This window comes from Gordonia sp. ABKF26, from assembly GCF_041103195.1.
Classification (GTDB): domain Bacteria; phylum Actinomycetota; class Actinomycetes; order Mycobacteriales; family Mycobacteriaceae; genus Gordonia; species Gordonia terrae.
Genome location: NZ_JBGCVZ010000003.1, coordinates 4832385 through 4851900 on the forward strand (window position 1 = coordinate 4832385; position 19516 = coordinate 4851900).

Here is a 19516-nt window from a genome sequence, read left to right on the forward strand (position 1 = left end):
GTGTACACTCGAACGTACATTCGCAGCAACGGTTCTCGGGGGGTGGCCATGTCTGACGAATCAGCCACGCCGAAACCGCGAGCCGTCGAACTCGTCACCGAGTTGCATGCGATCCTCGACGAACTGCAGTCCGTGGACCTGGCGCCATGTGCCGACGCCGAGTTGACTGACGTGGCAGCCGAGACCGAACGTGCCATCGCACGGTTGACAGTCGCCGGTGACCGGCAGATCGATCAGGTCGAGGCTCGCGACCTGCCCCGCAAGGCCGGCTGCCGCACGCTCATGCAGTTCATGACCCATCGGCTGCGGGTGTCGAACCCGATGCGGCGTCGTAAGCAGATGGACGCCACCGCCACCCGCACCAGCCTCGGCGGCGAGGTCCTACCGCCCGAACACCCCTGCCTCGCTGAGGCGTTCGCTGCGGGAGCGGTTGGCTCTGCACACGTGCAGGCCGCCCTCGATGTCCTCGACCGGATTCCCCACGCCGTCGAGCATGATGTGAAAGTCGCTGCCGAGCGTCAGATGGCCGAGATCGCCGCCGATCACACACCCGCCGACATCACCCAACTCGGCGCGCGGCTCCTCGCTCACCTCGACCCCGACGGCACCCTGTCCGACGACACCGACCAGAAACGGCGCCGCGGCCTGTGGATCGGACGCCAACGCGCCGACGGCACCGCCACCATCTCCGGCACCCTCACTCCCGCACTCCACGCCCGGCTCACGATGATGTTCGCCGTCTGGGGCAAACCCGGACTCAACAACCCCGACGACCCCGCCTCACCCAGCGGACCGGCCGGCACCGCCGACCCCGACGCCCTGGCCACCGCAGCCGACCGCGACCAACGCACCCCCGCCCAGACAAATCACGACGCCCTCGACGCCGCACTGGCCGCCGGTTTCGCCGACGGGATTCTCGGAACGTCGCACCGCGGCCTGCCCGCCCATCTGATCATCAAAGCCGATCTGGGCGACCTGATCCGCGAAGCCGGACTCGCCACCACCGCCACCGGCACCCTGCTGCCCATCGCTGACCTAGTCGCGATGGCCGGCGAGGTTCAGCCGTGGTTGGCGATCTTCAAGGACGCCACCGCCGTCCCGCTGTACTTCGGGCGAGGCAGACGTCTGGCGACCCGCGAACAACGCCTCGTGTCCTTCGCGCGCCCCGACGGTGAAGTGTGCTCGGCACCCGGCTGCGATCAGCCCGCCACCCAGGTCGAACTCCATCACGCCCACAAGGACTGGGCCAAGGGCGGTCTCACCGACATCGACGACCTCGCACCCGCCTGCCCACGACACAACCGCATGGTCGGCGACGCACCCGGGCAATACACCACCCGAATCGCACGGACCGGACCCGACGAAGGCCGCTGCATCTGGCGACTCAACGCCGAACCCGGCGCACCACCCAACCCCGAACACCTCAACCGCCGACCCGACATACCCCGGCGGTTCGCCGAACACCTACGCGACATACGCGCCGAGATCCACGGACCGACCACCCGAGGGTTTCGCAGACTCGGTCGCCGGACCCTTCGTGACGCGCCCTCCGCAAGCTTCGGGCGCTCCTCAGGGGGCAAAGGGCCCGGCGACCAGTCGCGCCCCGACGCCGTCGGCAATGGCGACAGCGGTCGGCGTCTCGAACTCGCCTACCGCGAACTCGTCCACCCGCGAACACTGCCGAAGCATCCCACCACCCCACCACTGACCCCGGTCGAAGCAGCCCTCGCACGCATCCTCGCCGACCACGCGTGAGTGCACGCGACACGGCGAGCGGACCACGCAGAAACAACACGAGGGGCCCGGCATCGAAATGCCGGGCCCCTCGTGGGTGTTCAGTACGCCTGATGCGAGATCAGGCCTGCGGTGCCTCCGCGAAGTTGCGGGTGACCGCCGGGTCGACCGGGATGCCCGGGCCCGTCGTGGTGGAGACGGTGACCTTCTTGATGTAGCGGCCCTTGGCAGCCGACGGCTTGGCGCGCATGATCTCGTCGAACGCAGCGCCGTAGTTCTCGGCCAGCTTGGCCGGGTCGAACGACGCCTTGCCGATGACGAAGTGCAGGTTCGCAGCCTTGTCGACGCGGAAGTTGATCTTGCCGCCCTTGATGTCGTTGACGGCCTTGGTGACGTCGGTGGTCACGGTGCCCGTCTTCGGGTTCGGCATCAGGCCGCGGGGTCCGAGGACACGCGCGATGCGGCCGACCTTGGCCATCTGATCCGGGGTGGCGATCGCGGCGTCGAAGTCCAGCCAACCGCCCTGGATGCGCTCGATCAGATCCTCGGCGCCGACCTCGTCGGCACCGGCGGCGGTGGCCTCGGCGGCCTTGTCGCCTGCGGCGAACACGATCACGCGGGCGGTCTTACCCGTACCGTGCGGCAGATTGACGGTGCCTCGAACCATCTGGTCTGCCTTACGGGGGTCGACGCCCAGCCGAATCGCGACCTCGACGGTCGCGTCGGTGTTCTTCGACGACGTGTCCTTGGCCAGCTCCACAGCCTCCAGCGGGCTGTACAGCTTGGTCTTGTCGACCTTTTCGGCCGCGGCCGCGTAGGCCTTGCTCTTCTTGCTCATTGCTCTGTTCCTTCTCCGCCGTCAGTCGGCGGGGTGTGTGGTGCGGGCCGAGCCGGCCCTCCCACGGGATGTTCGTAAGTGGAGATCAGCCCTCGACCGTGATGCCCATGGACCGAGCAGTGCCGGCGATGATCTTCGCGGCCTGGTCGATGTCGTTGGCATTGAGGTCTTCGGCCTTGGTCTTGGCGATCTCACGGACCTGGTCCATGCTCACCTTGCCGACCTTGTTGGTGTGGGGCTCGCCCGAGCCCTTCTGCAGGCCGGCGGCCTTCAGGAGGAGCTTCGCAGCCGGCGGGGTCTTCAACTTGAAGTCGAAGGAGCGATCTTCGTACACGAAGATCTCGACCGGGATGACGTTGCCGCGCTGCGACTCGGTCGCCGCGTTGTACGCCTTGCAGAACTCCATGATGTTCACGCCGTGCTGACCGAGCGCCGGACCCACGGGCGGGGCCGGGTTGGCCTGGCCTGCCGAGATCTGGAGCTTGATGATCCCGGCGAGCTTCTTCTTCTTGGGAGGCATCTTCTGTTCCTTGCTTGTTTCCTTGCGAATTCACGCCCGCTGGAGACGTGAAAGTCTGTGTTTGTCTGCTTCTCCCGCTCCCTGAGGTGCGAGCGAAGCGAGCCTCGAAGGGTCAGATCTTCTCGACCTGATTGAACCCGAGCTCGACCGGCGTCTCACGACCGAAGATCGACACGAGCACCTTGACCTTGCGCTGCTCGGCGTTGACCTCGCTGATCGACGCGGGAAGCGTGGCGAACGGGCCGTCCATGACGGTGACCGACTCGCCGACCTCGAAGTCGACCTCGATGACGTTCGACGCTGCTGCCGCTGCGGCCTCGACACCGTCGGCCGCGGACCCGCGCGATGCGGCGGGCTTCTTCGCCTCGGTGCGCGGCATCAGGAACTGCAGCACCTCGTTGAGGGACAGCGGCGACGGCTTGCTGGTCATCCCGACGAAACCGGTCACGCCCGGCGTGTTGCGCACGGCGCCCCACGACTCGTCGTTGAGTTCCATGCGGACGAGGATGTAACCCGGCAGCACCTTGCGGTTGACCTTCTTGGGCTGGCCGTTCTTGATCTCGGTGACCTCTTCGGTCGGCACCTCGACCTGGAAGATGTAGTCGCCGACGTCGAGGTTCTGCACGCGGGTCTCGAGGTTGGCCTTCACCTTGTTCTCGTAGCCGGCGTAGCTGTGGATCACGTACCAGTCACCGGGGGCGCGCCGGAGTTGCTTGCGCAGTTCCTCGACCGGATCGACCTCGGCTTCTTCACCCGGGGCTTCCTCGGCCGGAGCTGCGTCGGCGTCCGCATCAGTGGCGTCGGCGGCATCCTCGGAGACCGTGTCCTCGGCCGCGGCCTCGTCACCCTCGACGACAGCGTCGTCGGCAACCGCGTCACCCTCGGTGTCCACCGCGTCGGTCACGGCCGCGTCGACATCGGCTGCGTCGACGTCGGCATCGGCCACGTCGACGGAATCGGTCGAGGCGAGTTCGTTCTCCGGGGTGCTCACTGCAGCCCACGCTCCTTATGGTTCATCTGGCGGTCGTACTCCTCGTCGCCGGCCGAGCCCACCGCGTGGGTCAGCCGAACAACCAGAGGACGCCCTTGGCGAAGGCGAGGTCGAGGCCGGAGATGAACGCGGTCATCACGATGACGAACACGAGCACGACGATCGTGTAGGTGATCATCTCGCGCCGCGTAGGCCAGATGACCTTCTTCAGCTCGGCGACGACCTGCGTCAGGAAGAGCCAGATCTTGACGATCGGATTCCGGCTCTCCCCGGCAGACGCCTTCTTCTTGGTCTTGCGTTCCTTGACGGCGACGGACCCCGATCCGGAGTCGGTGTCACCATCGGTTGCACCCGCCGACGAGCGACGCCCGCGAGCAGAGCGTTTACCGGACGGACGCAGCTCCTTGGCGGTCTCGGTCGACGTCTCGTCGACCGTTCCCGCGTCGGTGGCCTCGTCGCGACCGTCGAGCTCAGCCGCAGCCGAATCGGCCGCAGAACCCTCTGCGGCGTCTTTGGCGCGGGCGGCCCGGTCTCGCTTGCTCAACTTCGCGGTCCTCTCGTCAGCGTGTGCCCTTCACCAGGGCAGGGGCGACAGGACTTGAACCTGCAACCTGCGGTTTTGGAGACCGCTGCTCTGCCAATTGAGCTACGCCCCTTTGCGACGCCCCCACCGGGGTGGTCGGCGTTGCCGTCTTTCTCGATCCGGTCTCGCGACCCGCCGGCGTTTCGTCGCCGACAAAACCAACGCGCCACCCTATGGGTAGCGCGCAAGTCTGAATCAATCAGACACTTCAGTGTAGATCACCGGGGCGGCGGACCCAAAACGAGCTCGCCTCCGCTCCCCCGACGACCGTACACCCGCGCCGTCAGACCGTCGTTCAGGTCACAGGCCCACCGATGAGTTCGATGACCGGCCAGCTGTCGAGATCCCGCCGCATCTGCCGGTCATGCGTGGCCACCACGACCGCGCAGTCTGCCTGGTCGAGGCCGTTGGTCAGCTCGTCGACGAGGCCTGCCGAGAGATGATTCGTCGGCTCGTCGAGGAGCAGGACGTCCGGCCTGGCGATCAGACACGACGCCAGGTGAAGTCGTCGCTGCTGACCCTGTGACAGCCTCGACACCGGCGTGCGGACGGCGTCGGCGTCGAGCAGCCCGAGGCTCCGCAACGCCGGAGCATCGTCGCCCCGCATGTCGAGGCGACGTCGCTGCTCGTCGATGATGTCGAGGGCTGTCCTCCCCGGCGCCCACTGCGGGATCTCTTGCGTCATGATCTCCACCCGGGTACTTCGTGGTACGTCGAGTCGGCCGCCACCGGGCGGGACCAGTCCGGCCAGCACCGCGAGAAGGGTCGATTTGCCGGTTCCATTCGCCCCGGCGAGAAGCAGGCGTGAACCTCCGACGAGCGAGACCGACACCGGCGTGTCGAGACGTCCGTCGACGGTGAGATCCCATCCGTCCAGGAGCCGAAGCCCGGCACGCGTTCCCGACGCCGGCCAGCGAAACGGCGTGGGGGGAACCGGGACGGTGATCCGATGCCGCTCCAGTTCTTCGACGCGGCGGTTGAACAGCTGTACGGCCCCGCCCGCCCGGGACGCTCGCTGGTGCTTGCCGGTCCCCTTGCCAGGCGTCCAGTGGGTCTGCAGACGACCGCGGGCGACACCGGCCGCCCGGACGAGTTCCTGGTGGGCAGCCTGCTGCGCGGCATGGTCGCGCACCCAGCGCTCCCGTTCCCGGGCTCGACCCGCGACCCACCCGTCGTAACCATCACGATGGAACCGCGGGCGCCCGTCCCGCGTGGGGTCCAGATCGAGGAACTCGGTCGCGACGTCCCGCAGGAACGCCCGGTCATGACTGATGACCGCGACACCGCCTGGATGTTCGCGCAGGCGGCGGGTCAGGAAGGTCAACGAGTCCGCGTCGAGGTGGTTGGTCGGCTCGTCCAGCAGCAGCAGGTCGGTGGCCGCACCCAACACCACCGCGAGCCGCACGCGGTACCGCTGGCCCACCGACAGGGTCGACAGGAGTCGCTCGCGGTCTGTACAGGCCGCCATCCCGGCGAGCGCGATGTCGATACGGCGCTCGGCATCCCAAGCGTCGAGGCGTGTCACCAGGTCGAGCGAAGCAGCGTAGGCCTCGTCGGCCTCCGGTTCCTCGCGGGCCAGCGCGTCGGTCGCCGCCTCGAATCTGGCCAGAGCCGTGCGGGACTCGCCGACGGCATCGGAGATCAGGTCTCCGACGGTTCGACGGTCGCCGGTCGCCAGGTCCTGTTCGACCAACCCGACGCTGCCGGCGCGGGTGACGGTGCCCTCGTCCGGACTGATCGTCCCGGCGAGGACATGGAGCAGCGTGGTCTTGCCGCGACCGTTGTCGCCGACCACGGCCAGCCGAGACCCCACGGACACGGTCACGTCGACCTCGTGGAGGACTCGGCGGTCGCCGCGCACGATGCTGACGCCCTCGGCTCGGACATGGGCGGCCGAACCGGTCGGCAGCTGCCGGTCGGACATGTGGGAACTGCGTTCAGAAGTCATGGATGTGTTCTCAGCTCGTCTGCATCCGATGAGAAACAGGGCTCTCATCGAGTCGGGAGCCGGACAACACGACAGTGCCGCCCGGCGTCGGATACCGGGACGGCGTACGAGAACTACAGGGAGGGACTCACAAGGCACTCGTCGCCGTCAGCGACGAGTCCAGAGCTTCAACGAGGCGATGCCGGAGTACATGGGTAGCGACCCTAACAGCGACGATCACGCCCGATCAATTGAATTGAATGACCGCCTGAGCGCGCCCGAAGATGCGGCGATCGCCTTGCTTGGCGGTGATCGCGATGGTTCCGCGGCGGGTCGCGGGATCGAGGGACTTCACCTTGCCGGTGAAGTCGACGGCCACGCTGTCGTCCGCGGGGACGTACACCGGGCTGGTGAAGCGGACGTTGTATTCGCAGAAGGCAGCCGGGTCACCGATGAACTCGGAGACGAAGCTCGCGCCGAGACCCATCGTCTGCATGCCGTGGGCGACCACGTCGTCCATCCCGGCCGCGCTCACGACGTGGTCGGAGAAGTGGATCGGGTTGGGATCGCCGGCGACGCCCGCATAGTTCGCGAGGTTGCCGCGCGTCAGCAGATAGCGCTTGGGCGTCAGTTCCTGCCCCACGGTGAGGGTGTCGAAGTCGACGGCACCGAAGGCACCGGGCGACTGCGTCGGGTCGTCGAGGTCATAACGACCGGCCTTCGGCTCGACGGTGTGGCCGGATTCGCCGATGGCGTCGACCTTGATCATCACGTGGTCGAGGGAGGCCTCGAGTTCTGGATCGACATCCATGCCGGGGCGCGCGGCCAACGACGTCCAGGTGGTCATGACCGGCTCGTCGTACTGGTTCCAGATGACGTTCTTGGTGACCATCAGGTCGATCATCTCGGGGCTGCTGACGTGCCGGAACGATTCGAGAGAGACGTCGCAGATCAGACGATCCCCGACCTTCATCGGCTGGTGGTAGACCAGGCGCTGATCGGTCTGCATGATCTGCCACATGTCGTAGCCGGTGATCACGTCCTCGAACAGCTTGCGCTGGGCGATGATGCCGAGCACGGACACGTAAGTGGGTGCGGCGATCAGGCGATCGTGGCCAAAGGCCCGGGCGCCTTCCTCGCTCCAGTGCGTGGGATGCGCATCCTGCACGGCCATGGCGTGCTTACGGATCTCCTCGCGGCCGATCTCGTAGTAGTCGTCGACGGTGTAGTGGAACCCGACGAGGCTCTGGGTGTGGGCGGCGATCTCCTCGGGAGTCGGCTTCGCACCACCGTTCGACGCCTCGTCCGCACGATCCCGGATCTCGGCTCCGCTTACCTGTGACATTGAGCACTACTCCCTTCGGGCCCACCACAGCAAGACGGGCCGCCTCGTGGAGAGGCAGCCCGCTGCTGGATGTAATTCGGAAAGGCCGACGACAGCGTCAGCGCGATTCCTTGTGCGCCTGATGCTTGCCGCAGTTCGGGCAGAACTTCTTGATCTCGAGGCGATCGGGATCGTTGCGGCGGTTCTTCTTCGTGATGTAGTTACGGTGCTTGCACACCTCGCAGGCCAAGGTGATCTTGGGGCGAACATCTGTTGAGGAGGCCACTTGATTGCCTTCTTTCGGGTGGTACGTGGTCGGGTTCGGAAGTTCCCTCAGGGCTTGCGACCCTTGCGCTCGGTTCCGGTCGGACCCGATGTGTAGCGGTGGAGGGACTCGATCCCTCGACCTCACGATTATGAGTCGTGCGCTCTAACCAGCTGAGCTACACCGCCCCGCGGACTTCTCGTCCAGCGAGCCCCCTGACGGAATCGAACCGTCGACCTTTTCCTTACCATGGAAACGCTCTGCCGACTGAGCTAAGGGGGCGTGCCCCGGGCGGTTGAGCCCGAGAGCCTTAACGAGGTTACACACTCGCGTCTGCGCTAGACAAATCGCTGGTCGGAGACCGTCTGAAGTGCAGTTTCGCGAAGATGGACCACGCTGTGGCAGGTATAGGATTCGAACCTATGTAGCTTGCGCGACGGATTTACAATCCGCTCCCTTTGGCCGCTCGGGCAACCTGCCGTGCCGCTCTCCCAGGCCGTCGCGACAGCCGTTCGAACAACGCCGTGAAGAATACAACGAACACCACGTCCACGCGCAAACCGGCTGGTCAACCGGACTCCCATGGCCATGACATACCCTGTCGGACATGGCTGATTCATCGTTCGACGTGGTGAGCAAGATCGACCGCCAGGAGGTCGACAACGCCCTCAACCAGGCTGCCAAGGAGTTGTCCCAGCGGTATGACTTCCGCGGCACCAACACCGGCATCGAGTGGTCCGGCGAGGAGAACATCGTGATCACCTCCGACGCCGAGGAGCGCGCGCAGGCGGGCCTCGAGGTGTTCAAGGAGAAACTGATCCGCCGCGACATCTCCCTCAAGGCGTTCGACGCCGGCGAGGTCGTCGGCTCGGGCAAGACCTTCAAGATCACGGGCTCGCTCGTGCAGGGCATCGACTCCGACCACGCCAAGAAGATCTCCAAGAAGATCCGCGACGAGGGCCCCAAGGGCGTCAAGGCGCAGATCCAGGGCGACGAACTTCGTGTGTCGAGCAAGAAGCGCGACGACCTGCAGGCGGTCATCGCGCTGCTCAAGGGCGAGGACTTCGGCATCGCCCTGCAGTTCGTCAACTACCGCTGATCCGCGCCTGCGCCCGAAACGGAATCCGTCCGCGGAAACCCAGACGGGTGCTGCGTCGTTTGACTGGATGAGGGCGCCAGCACTCCTCGGCCGGCAGCGGGTTGTCTCGCACCGGCCCGAGGAGCCCGAGACCCGCGGCGCCGGACAGACGAGGACCCGATGCATTTCAACGGCTTGAAGACGGCGGCTCTGCTGGGCCTGATGTCGGCGATCATCGTCGGCATCGGCGCGCTGTTCCAGAGCCCTCTGATCCTCTGGGGCTCGGTGGTCGTCGCCGTCGGCATGAATGCCTACGTCTACTTCAACAGCGCTAAGATGTCGCTGAAGGCGATGCACGCGCAGCCGGTCACCGAACTGCAGGCGCCGGTCATGTACCGCATCGTGCGTGAGCTGGCGACGACGGCACATCAGCCGATGCCCGCGCTCTACATCTCCCCCACCGAGTCACCGAATGCGTTCGCGACGGGTCGCAACCCCAAGAACGCCGCGGTGTGCTGCACCACCGGCATCCTGCACCTGCTCGACGAGCGCGAGTTGCGCGCCGTGCTGGGTCACGAGCTGTCGCACGTGTACAACCGCGACATCCTCATCAGCTCCATCGCCGGCGCGATGGCGGCGGTCATCAGCGGCCTCGCCAATTTCGCGATGTTCATGGGCGCGTTCGGCGGTCGAGACAACGCACCCAACCCGCTGGCCATGCTGCTGATCGCACTCCTGGGACCGATCGCGGCCACCCTGGTGAAGCTGGCCGTCTCCCGATCACGCGAGTTCCAGGCCGATCAGTCCGGCGCCGAACTCACCGGGGACCCTCTCGCCCTGGCGTCGGCGCTCGCGAAGATCTCGGGGGGCGTGCAGGCCGCCCCGTTGCCGCCGCAGCCCGACATCGCCGCGCAGTCGCACATGATGATCGAGAGCCCGTTCCGTGCCACCGACCGGATGGCCAAGATGTTCGCCACCCACCCGCCGACCGCGGAACGCATCCGCAGGCTGCAGGAGATGGCCCGCGACGGTCGGTGACCGCGTCGCTGCGGTTGGGCGAAGCCCTCAGCCCACGCGTTCGATCGTGTAGTCCACCAGCGACGCCAGCGCGCGGTGGGCCGGCGACTCCGGCAGCTCCGCGAGCATCGCGTGCGCCTCGTCGGCGAACTCCTGGAGCTTGGCCCGGGCCGCGGTCATACCCGCCGACGAGCCGAGCAGTTCGATCGCCTCGGCGACCTCGGCGTCGTCGGTCAGCGGCCGGGCGGTGCCATCGGCGGCGACCAGCAGTTCGCGCAACCGGGCCGACGTCGCGTCGTCTCCGGCGACGGCGTAGAGAACCGGAAGCGTGTGCACGCCTTCGCGCAGATCGGTGCCGGGAGTCTTGCCCGACTCCACCGACACCGAGCTGATGTCGATGATGTCGTCGGACACCTGGAAGGCGACGCCGACGATGTCGCCGATGCGCGAGAGCCGTTCGATGTCGTCAGGCGTGGCCCCCGAGGCCATCGCGCCGAAACGGGCGGCGGCGGCGATCAGCGAGCCGGTCTTCTCCCAGACGACCTGCAGGTAGTGGTCGATGGGGTCGGCGCCGGGCTTGACTCCGACCGTCTCGCGCATCTGCCCGGTGACGAGTTCGGCGAAGGTCTCGGCGATGATGCGCACCGCTTCGGGACCCAGCGTCGAGACGAGGCGTGAGGCGCGTGCGAACAGGAAGTCGCCGGAGAGGATGGCCACGCTGTTGGTCCAACGTGCGTTGGCACTCGCCGCACCGCGCCGCATGGCGGCCTCGTCCATCACGTCGTCGTGGTAGAGCGTGGCGAGGTGGATCATCTCCACCACCGTCGCCGAGGTGATGACGTCGTCGGACTCCGGGCGCGGACCGAACTGGGCGGCCAGGATCGCGAACATCGGCCGGAAACGTTTTCCCCCGGCTTTCGCGAGGTGGGTCGCCGCCTCGGTCATGACCTCGTCACCCGACGAGAGTTCGGCGAGCAGCAGATCCTCGACCCGCTGCAGCGAGGAGCGCACCGTGTCGGCGAACTCATCCGACACCAGGTCAACCCCGGCGAATGTGGACTTCACGGAAACGCGGCCCCATCTCGTCTGATCCGGCAAATACTCGACGGCGGACACGCGACTGCCGCGTAGACCCCACCTGCTGCGAGCCTATCCCGTCGGGGGTCCGGACATACTGGTCGGGTGAGCACGGACACGACCCCCACTTTCCCCGATTCCGCCGACGTCCTCGTCGTCGGCGCCGGACCGGGCGGATCGGCGGCGGCCGCCCACGCCGTCGCCGCCGGCCGGGACGTGGTCCTCGCCGACGCCGCGGTGTTCCCGCGCGACAAGACGTGTGGCGACGGACTCACCCCGCGCGCCGTCGCCGAACTCGACGCACTCGGGCTCGGCACACTTCTCGCCGATCGTCCGCGCATCGACGGGCTGCTGCTCAACGGATGGGGTGCACGCCAACAGGTCCGGTGGCCCTCGGGCCGGTTCCCGGCCTACGGGAGCGCGGTGGCGCGAACGGAGTTCGACGACGCCATCCGCGAACACGCGGTGTCGACGGGCGCGCGAATGGTGCAGGGCGTCAAGGCCGTTGGCGTCGAGATGGACGGTGACCGGGTGGGTTCGGTCACCTTCGCGACCCCCTCGGGCACCCATACCATGCGGGTGACCGACCTCGTCGTCGCCGACGGCGTCCGGTCCGGGATCGGGAAATCACTGGGACGGCAATGGCATCGGGACACCGCCTACGGGGTGGCCGCCCGCGCATATGCGCCGTCCGCGCGGGCCGATTCACATTGGATGGGCTCCCACCTCGAACTCCGCGGACCCGACGGCGGACTGCTGCCCGGGTACGGCTGGGTGTTCCCCCTCGGCACGGCCGGCGGCGGGCAGGTCAACGTCGGCGTCGGCGCCCTCGCGACGTCGAAACGCCCGGCGCACATGGCACTTCGACCGATCCTCGAACATTACGCCGCGATGGTGACCGACGAGTGGGCCCTCAACGGGCCGCCCGTCCGCATCACCTCGGCCCTGCTGCCGATGGGCGGTGCCGTCTCCGGCGTCGCCGGCCGCAACTGGATGCTGATCGGCGACGCCGCCGCATGCGTCAATCCACTCAACGGCGAGGGCATCGACTACGCCCTGGAGACCGCACGACTCGCCGTCGAACTCCTGGGCACCGACGACTACACCGAACGGTGGCGTGATGTCCTGGTGGGGCACTACGGACTCGCGTTCTCCGCCGCCCGACGCCTCGCCGGCCTGCTCACCATGCCCAAGACCGTGCCCACGCTCGGACGGCCCGGCATTCGATCCCCCCAACTGATGTCGATGGTGGTGCGGGTCATGGGCAACCTGATCACCGCCGAGGACGCCGACCTGGTGGCCCGCGCGTGGCGCACCGCCGGACGCATCTCCCGGCAGATCGACCCGCGTCCGCCGTTCTCCTGAGCGCCGCGGATCCGCCGATGTGCACGTTGGAACGTTCGCGCTATAATGTTCCAACCGTGTGGTCGCTGCCACACCTGTGACAGAATCAGGCCACCAGTCGACCCAGGAGATGGAAGATGTCCGCCGCATCCACTCTCGCCACCCGAACCAAGCACGCCCTCCAGAACCGACTGGCCCAGCGCTATCACCTGCGCGGCGAGATCGACCGCATGGATGCCGTCGGCGATCCGACCGCCATCGCCCGCGCACTCGGCACCCAGGAGTTCCCCTGGGGCATCACGCAGGCGTTGAGTTTCGCCCTCTTCCGCACCTACGCGGTGCCCTCGATCGGCGACCTCCTCTACAAGACCAGCCAGTTCACCGAGTCGACCCAGAAGCGCTACGACGACACCGTGCTGCTGCTCGACGCCCCGATCGAGCACGGGGTCGACAGCCCGGCCGGCCGCGCGGGCATCCGGCGCATCAACCAGATGCACGGCATGTACGACATCCCGAACGACGACTTCGTCTACGTGCTCGCCACTTTCGTCGTCTGCCCGGTCGAGTGGGTGAACTCCTACGAATGGCGTTCACTGACCAACCACGAGATCCTCGGCCTCACCAACTACTACCGTCGGCTCGGCCAGTTGATGGGCATCAAGGACATCCCCGAGACCTACGACGACTTCAAGAAGTTCTACGACGAGTACGAGACCGCCCATTTCGCGTTCAGTCCCGACTCCCTCGCGGTCGCCGACGCCACCTTGGATCTATTGGGCACGTTCATGCCGTACAAGCTGCTTCCACGTGCGGTGGTGCGCCGGATGTCGTTCGCGCTCATGGACGATCGGCTCCTGGGGGCGTTCGGATACCCGAAGCCGACGGCGGTCGAACGGGTGCTGGTGCGGGGCGGACTCAAGGCACGCGGGCTCGCCATCCGCCTGTTCGCCTCACCGCGGACCGAACCGCTCTTCGGGCGCCAGACGAAGCAGGTCCGCAGCTACCCCGACGGTTTCCGCGTCGACGACCTGGGCACGTTCGCACCGGGATGCCCGGTGTCGCACGACGCCGGGACACCGCGGGCCGCGAACTCCTAGGCCCGCGCCGAGTGGATTGCGGCGATGCCACCGGTCATGTTCTCCCACCGCACCCCGGAGAACCCGGCCTCGCGGATCAGGTCGCCGAGCGCGAACTGGTCCGGCCAGGCCCGAATCGACTCGGCGAGATAGACATACGCCGCCGGGCTGCTCGACACCTTGGTGGCGACCGCGGGCAGCGCCTTCATCAGGTACTCCATGTACACCGTGCGGAACGGTTTCAGCGTCGGCGTCGAGAACTCGCAGATCACTAGCCGCCCACCGGGTTTCAGCACGCGCCGGAGTTCGGCCAGCGCGGTGGGCACATCATTGACGTTGCGGAGTCCGAACGAGATGGTCGCGGCGTCGAACGAATCGTCGGCGAACGGGAGCGACAGGGCGTCGGCGGCGACCTTCGGCACGTCCCGGTGGGCTCCGGCCTTGAGCATGCCGAGCGAGAAGTCCGCGGCGATACAGTGCGCACCCGACGAGGCCAGCTCGACCGTCGACACCGCGGTGCCCGCCGCGAGGTCCAGGACGATGTCGCCCGGGTGTAGATCGAGGGCCCGACGGGTCTTCTTGCGCCAACCGCGATCCCGGCCGAACGACAGGACCGTGTTGGTGAGGTCGTAGCGGCGGGCGACGCCGTCGAACATCGCGGCGACCTCGGCCGGGTCCTTCTCCAGGCTCGCCCGGCCCACACTCGTCCCGCCCAGATCCGCTTGTTCCGGTGGTGTCGCGCCCGTCGATGCCATGCCGATCACGCTACCGGGCGATGCGCGTCCGACTGCCGTGAGGTGGGTCGCCCCAGACGCCGGTCCCGCACCTCAGGCCGGTCGCCCCACCTCGGTCACGACCCCGCCGCCGGTCACCGCGGCGTAGTGGTTCACCAGTTCCGCGCAGACCGATGGCCAGGTCCTCGCCCGAACGGCCTGCACCGCCGCGCGGCCGAACGCCGACCGCACCGACTCGTCGTGCAGGGACTCGACGATCGCGGGCAGCTTCGCGGCGAAGGCCTCGACCTCCAGCAGATATCCGGTGCGGAACGCCGACACCAGGTCGCGGGGGCCGCCCGCGTCGGGGCCGATCACCGGCAGTCCGCTGGCCATCGCCTCCTGGATGGCCTGACAGAACGTCTCGTGTTCGCCGGCGTGCACGAACACGTCGAAGCTCGCGTACGCACGGGCGAGGGCCTCGCCGCGCAGCTCGCCGGTGAACACCGCATCCGGCATCAACCGCCCGAGCCGGTCCCGTTCGGGTCCGTTGCCGACGATCACCAGCTGCACCCTCGGGTTGCCCGACAGTCCGGCGAGCCGCTCGACGTGCTTCTCCGGCGCGAGCCTGCCGACGAATCCGACCACCAGTTTGTCGTCGGCGGTACCCAGCCAGTCCGCCCGCAACGACAGGTCGCGCTTGTCCGGGGAGAAGAGCCCGACGTCGACCCCGCGGCCCCATCGTGCGAGCCGGGGTACACCGTGCGCGGCGAGGACCTCGAGAGTCGCCGTCGACGGCGCAAGCGTGAGATCGCACATCTCGTGCAGGCGACGCGTGTAGCGCCAGGCGAGCTTCTCGACCGCACCCAGCCGATACGCGGCGGCGAACCCGGCGACGTCGGTCTGGAACACGGCCACCACCGGCACCCCGAGCGCTCGGGCGGCGACGGCGCCCGCGGCACCCACCACGAAGGGCGACGCGAGGTGCACCACATCCGGCTCGAAGTCGCGCAGGGTGCGGTACAGCAGCGGCGACGGCACGCCCACCGGCAGCGAGGTCACCCGCGGCACCTGCACGGCGGGCAGCAGATGCACCGGGGTCCGGCGGACGATCAGCCGCGGCCCACCCGGCACCCCGCGCGGGGTGTCGGGTGCGATGACGACGGCGGTGTGCCCGGTGGACTCGAGGTGGTCGACAACCCGGAGGACGGAGTTGACCACCCCGTTCATCTGGGGCAGGAAGCTCTCGGCGACGATCGCGACGCGCATGATCGAGATCGTCCCCCGGGGACTTGACCGGGCTCCACCCCGGAACATGTCGGACCGCCCAATTCGGGATGAACGGTCCGTGGCCCGCGCACCGGGGAGAGTGGAGGGGTGGCCGACATCCATCTCCTGCTGCTGAGTCGCTGGCTCACCCCCGTCCCGGCTTTCCTCGCGCCGCTCACCGGACCGGGCCGTCGCATCGCCTACGTCCCCACCGCGTCGTCGATCTATCCCGACCACGCCTGGCTCGACCTGGAGCGGGACACGCTGCGACACCAGGGCTTCGAGGTCACCGACCTCGACCCGGAACTGATCGGGGCCGCCGCCTTCGCCGGGGGACTCGGTGACGTCGACGCCGTCGTCGTCGCCGGCGGCAACACCTTCCACCTGCTCGGCGCGCTGCGACTGGCGGGCGCCGACCGTGTGCTCGTCGATGCGGTGCGAGCCGGCCTCCCCTACATCGGGGTCAGTGCCGGCGCCGCGGTGGTCGGTCCCGACATCGCACCTCTGGCACTGCTCGACGATCCCGCGGAGGCCGCGCCCCTGACCTCGACCGACGGTCTCGGACTCATCGACGCCACGGTGATCCCGCACGCGGAGGGCACGGTCGGCGGGCGCGGCCCGGTCGAGGCGACGCGGGAACGCTTCGGCGCGACCCATCGGCTGCATCTCTTGCGTGACGACGAGGCGATCGTCGTCGACGGCGACACGCTCAGGGTGATCCCGGGCTGACCGTCTCGTCCCGCTCGGCCGCGTTTTGCTCGTCCGCGTCCCGGCCGTCCGTGTTCTCACCGGCATCGTCGCGTCGTCGCCGACGGCGGCTGAACTCCGCGACCGCGACCATCAGCAGGCCGACGACCAGCCATGCCCCGACCATCACCGACAGTGCCGGGATGATCGACAGCACCGCGGTGCGGCCGGTCGGCCGGGCCAGATCGGGGTTGTAGACCGCGTAGTCGACGCTGATCCGCTGCCCCTCGCTCAGTTCCGTCGGGTACAGCAGCCCGAAGCGGGGACTGTGGAACGAGCCGTCCGGTGTCTGGAAGTTCACCGCGGCGTGCAGGCTGTCCACCGAGACGACCTCGGCCATCACGGTCGCCTTGCTGGCCTCGATCGTCGAATCGTTCTTGAAGCACCCGGCGATGAGGGTCAGCGCCATGAAGGTGATCGTGACGCCGACGACGAGCAAACCGAGCTGCACGCGTCGCTGGATCACCGGATTCATGCCGTTCAGCCTAGTGGTGCGCCCCGAGGAGTTCGCGGCCCGGCCGGTGCCGCGCTACCGGAGACGTGCGGCGATCGCCGCGTGCACTGCCCGTAGCCGCTCGCGGTCGGTGGCGACCTCGACGACCTCGATCCCACCGGGAGCAGGCTCCTCCGCGAGCACCCCGCCCAGTTCGGCGACGGTCGCCCGCCGATGCGGGATGTGGAAACCCGCGCACATCGATGCGATGTCGGTGCGATGAGGTGTGCCGAAGACCCGTTCGTACGCCCCGGCGTACAGGCCGGTGTTGTACCGCGGGTCACCCTGTTCCAGCAGGCCGAAGATGCCGCCGCCGTCGTCGTTGGCCACGACGATCCGCAGCGACGACGGGCGCGGCTCCCCCGGGCCGACGACCAGGCCGGTCGCGTCGTGCACGAACGTCAGGTCGCCCATCAACGCGATGGTCCGCGCGCCGGCCCGATCCCGGTCGAGGGCCATCGCGGCCCCGATCGCCGTCGAGTTGGTCCCGTCGATGCCCGCGACCCCGCGGTTGGAGAGCACCCGCACACCGTCGGTGATCCGGCCGGCCAGCGCGATGTCGCGGATGGGGTTGCTGGCCCCGACGACGAGCTGGTCGCCCGCGGCCATGGCGTCGCCGACCGCGCGGGCGACGTGGAGTCCGGTGGCCGGGCCCGGTTCGTCCAGTTCGGCGGTCACGGCGAACGCCACCCGCTCCTGTACCGCCGCGCATTCCTTGAGCCAGTCCTCCCGCGGCTCGCCGACGACCTCGATGCGGGTGCCGGTCGCGTAGACGTTGCCCGACACATCGGGCCACCGCGGCCCCGTGGTGAGTGCGTAGACACGGACCTCGGGGTCGGCGAGCAGGCGGGACACCCCGCGATGCAACGTCGGCCGGCCACAGATGATCGCCTGCTGGGGTCGGACCGAGTTCAGGCCCAGCGGATGAAGCGGCGTCGCCGGCCGCGGTGCTGTCGGTTCGGCGACCGTGGGTACGCCGGCGAGGCCCGGATGGACACCCGACCCGTGTCCCGACACGACCACGGTGTCCAGGGACAGGTCGATGGGCAGCGGGACGTCGAGCTTGCCGACCGGTGCCTGGGTCCAGGGCAGCCCGCCGGGCCGGCCGGAGAAGGCTCCGAGTTCGGCCGTCGGGTCGGGGCCCGCGAGCTCGTCCGGGTCGGGCACGAGCGGTTCGCGCAGCGGGATGTCGAACTGCACCGGTCCGGCGTTGCCGGTGCGCGCGCCCCGGGCGGCGGCCAGCACGCGGCCGACCGCCGATCGCCACTGGCTGTTGGTGTCGAGATCCTGCTCGGCGAGGCCGAGGCTGATCGCCGCGCGCACCTGGGTCCCGAAGATGCCGAACTGCTCGACGGTCTGATTGGCACCGGAACCGAGGAGCTCGTACGGACGGTTGGCGCTGACGACGACCAGCGGCACCCGGGCATAGTTCGCCTCGAAGACCGCAGGCCCCATGTTCGCCACCGCGGTGCCACTGGTCATCACGATGGGCACGGGCTGTCCCGACGACACCGCGAGACCGAGCGCGAGGTAACCCGCCGAACGCTCGTCGATCCGCACGTGCAACCGCAACCGGCCGGTGGCGTCGGCGGCGTGGAGGGCGAAGGCGAGCGGCGCGTTGCGCGACCCCGGACACAGAACGGCCTCACGGACACCGCCGCGGATCATCTCGTCGACGATGACCCGGGCCTGCAGCGTGGACGGATTGGGCCCCGGGGCGTTCTGGGCCGGTCGGTTCATCCCACAAGCCTAGTGGTGGGGCCGGGGACCACTACCGGGTACTCCCGAGTCCCGACATCACGGCGGGGAGCGGCGTTACCCTCGTCACGTGGGCTTTTACGACGACCGGGTCCTGCCGCACCTCATCGAACGCACCTGCGGCATGGCCGCATTGACCCCGCTGCGAGCACGGGCCTGCGCACCCCTGTCCGGTCGGATGATCGAGATCGGATTCGGCTCGGGACTCAACGTCGGCGTCTACCCGCCCACTCTCACCGAGGTCGCCGCGGTCGAACCCTCCGCGGTCGGATGGTCGATGGCCACCGATCGCGTCGCCACATCCGCGGTGCCCATCGAACGCGCCGGACTCGACGGCCAGCGGCTGGAGTTCGACGACGATTCCTTCGACGCCGCGCTCACCACCTTCACCCTGTGCACCATCCCCGATGTGCGGGCAGCCCTAGGCGAACTGCGTCGCGTGTTGCGCCCGGACGGACAGCTGGCGTTCCTCGAGCACGGATCCGCCCCGGACCCGCGGGTCCGTCGATGGCAGCGGCGCCTCGAGCCGATCCAGAAGCGGGTCGCGGGCGGCTGCCACCTCACCCGCGACGTCCGCGCCGAGCTGACCGCCGCCGGCTTCGCGCTCGGGCCCGTCGACGCGTTCTATCAGCCCGGCGTCCCGAAACCCTTCGGCGCACTGAGCCTCGGGACCGCGCGCCCGGCCTGACGCCCCACTCGCTCCGCTCCCGGCGGCGGGCACCATTCGCCCCGCTCGCTCCGCTCCCGGCGGCGGGCCTTACT

Annotated in this window: 19 protein-coding genes and 4 tRNA genes; 7 read left to right on the forward strand and 16 right to left on the reverse strand. The window is 68.4% G+C overall.

Annotated elements, in window-relative coordinates; all coding sequences use genetic code 11:
* Positions 1-48: 48 nt before the first annotated feature.
* Entirely contained in the window at positions 49-1755 is a 1707-nt protein-coding gene (locus AB4Z55_RS22320) for a DUF222 domain-containing protein (RefSeq protein ID WP_369520570.1), read from the forward strand.
* A 100-nt stretch (positions 1756-1855) separates the two neighbouring features.
* On the opposite strand, the gene rplA is transcribed toward AB4Z55_RS22320, so the two are convergent.
* The 11 genes from rplA to AB4Z55_RS22375 all read right to left on the reverse strand — a co-directional run bounded on the left by rplA (position 1856) and on the right by AB4Z55_RS22375 (position 8662).
* Positions 1856-2572 (reverse strand): 50S ribosomal protein L1, encoded by a 717-nt coding sequence (gene rplA / locus AB4Z55_RS22325; RefSeq protein WP_004021735.1) that lies wholly within the window; start codon positions 2570-2572, stop codon positions 1856-1858.
* An 85-nt stretch (positions 2573-2657) separates the two neighbouring features.
* Positions 2658-3092, reverse strand: a complete 435-nt coding sequence (gene rplK / locus AB4Z55_RS22330) for a 50S ribosomal protein L11 (RefSeq protein ID WP_004021736.1) — start codon at positions 3090-3092, stop codon at positions 2658-2660.
* 112 nt (positions 3093-3204) lie between these two features.
* Positions 3205-4083, reverse strand: a complete 879-nt coding sequence (gene nusG / locus AB4Z55_RS22335) for a transcription termination/antitermination protein NusG (protein ID WP_239399910.1) — start codon at positions 4081-4083, stop codon at positions 3205-3207.
* Positions 4084-4153: 70 nt separating this feature from the next.
* A complete protein-coding gene (secE, locus tag AB4Z55_RS22340; protein WP_004021738.1) occupies positions 4154-4627 on the reverse strand; it encodes a preprotein translocase subunit SecE in 474 nt (157 codons plus the stop codon).
* A 39-nt stretch (positions 4628-4666) separates the two neighbouring features.
* A tRNA-Trp gene (locus tag AB4Z55_RS22345) sits at positions 4667-4739 on the reverse strand.
* Positions 4740-4961: 222 nt separating this feature from the next.
* Positions 4962-6614, reverse strand: a complete 1653-nt coding sequence (locus AB4Z55_RS22350; protein ID WP_369520571.1) for an ABC-F family ATP-binding cassette domain-containing protein — start codon at positions 6612-6614, stop codon at positions 4962-4964.
* 226 nt (positions 6615-6840) lie between these two features.
* Positions 6841-7938: a fused (3R)-hydroxyacyl-ACP dehydratase subunits HadA/HadB gene (locus AB4Z55_RS22355; protein ID WP_369520572.1), complete on the reverse strand. Its 1098-nt coding sequence runs from the start codon at positions 7936-7938 to the stop codon at positions 6841-6843.
* Positions 7939-8035: 97 nt separating this feature from the next.
* Positions 8036-8203 (reverse strand): 50S ribosomal protein L33, encoded by a 168-nt coding sequence (rpmG, locus tag AB4Z55_RS22360; RefSeq protein ID WP_003929651.1) that lies wholly within the window; start codon positions 8201-8203, stop codon positions 8036-8038.
* 93 nt (positions 8204-8296) lie between these two features.
* Positions 8297-8370: transfer RNA gene (locus tag AB4Z55_RS22365), tRNA-Met, on the reverse strand.
* 21 nt (positions 8371-8391) lie between these two features.
* Positions 8392-8464, reverse strand: a tRNA-Thr gene (locus AB4Z55_RS22370).
* A gap of 117 nt (positions 8465-8581) precedes the next feature.
* Positions 8582-8662, reverse strand: a tRNA-Tyr gene (locus AB4Z55_RS22375).
* Between the two features lie 127 nt (positions 8663-8789).
* Here AB4Z55_RS22375 and AB4Z55_RS22380 point away from each other — a divergent pair.
* Both AB4Z55_RS22380 and htpX read left to right on the forward strand, forming a co-directional pair.
* Positions 8790-9281 carry a YajQ family cyclic di-GMP-binding protein gene (locus AB4Z55_RS22380; RefSeq protein WP_004021740.1) on the forward strand — a complete coding sequence of 164 codons (492 nt, stop codon included), beginning with the start codon at positions 8790-8792 and terminating at the stop codon, positions 9279-9281.
* Positions 9282-9440: 159 nt separating this feature from the next.
* A complete protein-coding gene (gene htpX / locus AB4Z55_RS22385; RefSeq protein WP_248644778.1) occupies positions 9441-10298 on the forward strand; it encodes a zinc metalloprotease HtpX in 858 nt (285 codons plus the stop codon).
* A 27-nt stretch (positions 10299-10325) separates the two neighbouring features.
* Here htpX and AB4Z55_RS22390 read toward each other — a convergent pair whose 3' ends face one another.
* A complete protein-coding gene (locus tag AB4Z55_RS22390; RefSeq protein WP_369520573.1) occupies positions 10326-11342 on the reverse strand; it encodes a polyprenyl synthetase family protein in 1017 nt (338 codons plus the stop codon).
* Between the two features lie 117 nt (positions 11343-11459).
* Here AB4Z55_RS22390 and AB4Z55_RS22395 point away from each other — a divergent pair, with 117 nt between their 5' ends.
* Together AB4Z55_RS22395 and AB4Z55_RS22400 are read left to right on the forward strand one after the other, a co-directional pair.
* Complete coding sequence (locus AB4Z55_RS22395) at positions 11460-12719, forward strand: geranylgeranyl reductase family protein (RefSeq protein ID WP_369520574.1); 1260 nt, start codon at positions 11460-11462, stop codon at positions 12717-12719.
* Positions 12720-12835: 116 nt separating this feature from the next.
* Entirely contained in the window at positions 12836-13795 is a 960-nt protein-coding gene (locus tag AB4Z55_RS22400; protein ID WP_004021745.1) for an oxygenase MpaB family protein, read from the forward strand.
* Here AB4Z55_RS22400 and AB4Z55_RS22405 read toward each other — a convergent pair.
* Together AB4Z55_RS22405 and AB4Z55_RS22410 are read right to left on the reverse strand one after the other, a co-directional pair.
* Positions 13792-14529 carry a demethylmenaquinone methyltransferase gene (locus AB4Z55_RS22405; RefSeq protein WP_101820238.1) on the reverse strand — a complete coding sequence of 246 codons (738 nt, stop codon included), beginning with the start codon at positions 14527-14529 and terminating at the stop codon, positions 13792-13794. The two genes, AB4Z55_RS22400 and AB4Z55_RS22405, sit on opposite strands and share 4 nt — an antisense overlap.
* Before the next feature lie 72 nt (positions 14530-14601).
* Complete coding sequence (locus tag AB4Z55_RS22410) at positions 14602-15756, reverse strand: glycosyltransferase family 4 protein (protein ID WP_369520575.1); 1155 nt, start codon at positions 15754-15756, stop codon at positions 14602-14604.
* A 108-nt stretch (positions 15757-15864) separates the two neighbouring features.
* Between AB4Z55_RS22410 and AB4Z55_RS22415 the strand changes: the two genes are divergently transcribed.
* Positions 15865-16485 (forward strand): Type 1 glutamine amidotransferase-like domain-containing protein, encoded by a 621-nt coding sequence (locus AB4Z55_RS22415; RefSeq protein ID WP_354560531.1) that lies wholly within the window; start codon positions 15865-15867, stop codon positions 16483-16485.
* Here the strand turns inward: AB4Z55_RS22415 and AB4Z55_RS22420 are convergent.
* Complete coding sequence (locus AB4Z55_RS22420) at positions 16466-16978, reverse strand: hypothetical protein (RefSeq protein ID WP_004021749.1); 513 nt, start codon at positions 16976-16978, stop codon at positions 16466-16468. The genes AB4Z55_RS22415 and AB4Z55_RS22420 overlap by 20 nt on opposite strands.
* Before the next feature lie 54 nt (positions 16979-17032).
* A complete protein-coding gene (menD, locus tag AB4Z55_RS22425) occupies positions 17033-18736 on the reverse strand; it encodes a 2-succinyl-5-enolpyruvyl-6-hydroxy-3-cyclohexene-1-carboxylic-acid synthase (protein WP_248644775.1) in 1704 nt (567 codons plus the stop codon).
* An 88-nt stretch (positions 18737-18824) separates the two neighbouring features.
* On the opposite strand from menD, the gene AB4Z55_RS22430 reads away from it, so the two are divergent.
* Positions 18825-19442, forward strand: a complete 618-nt coding sequence (locus tag AB4Z55_RS22430; protein WP_369520576.1) for a class I SAM-dependent methyltransferase — start codon at positions 18825-18827, stop codon at positions 19440-19442.
* Positions 19443-19516 lie beyond the last annotated feature (74 nt).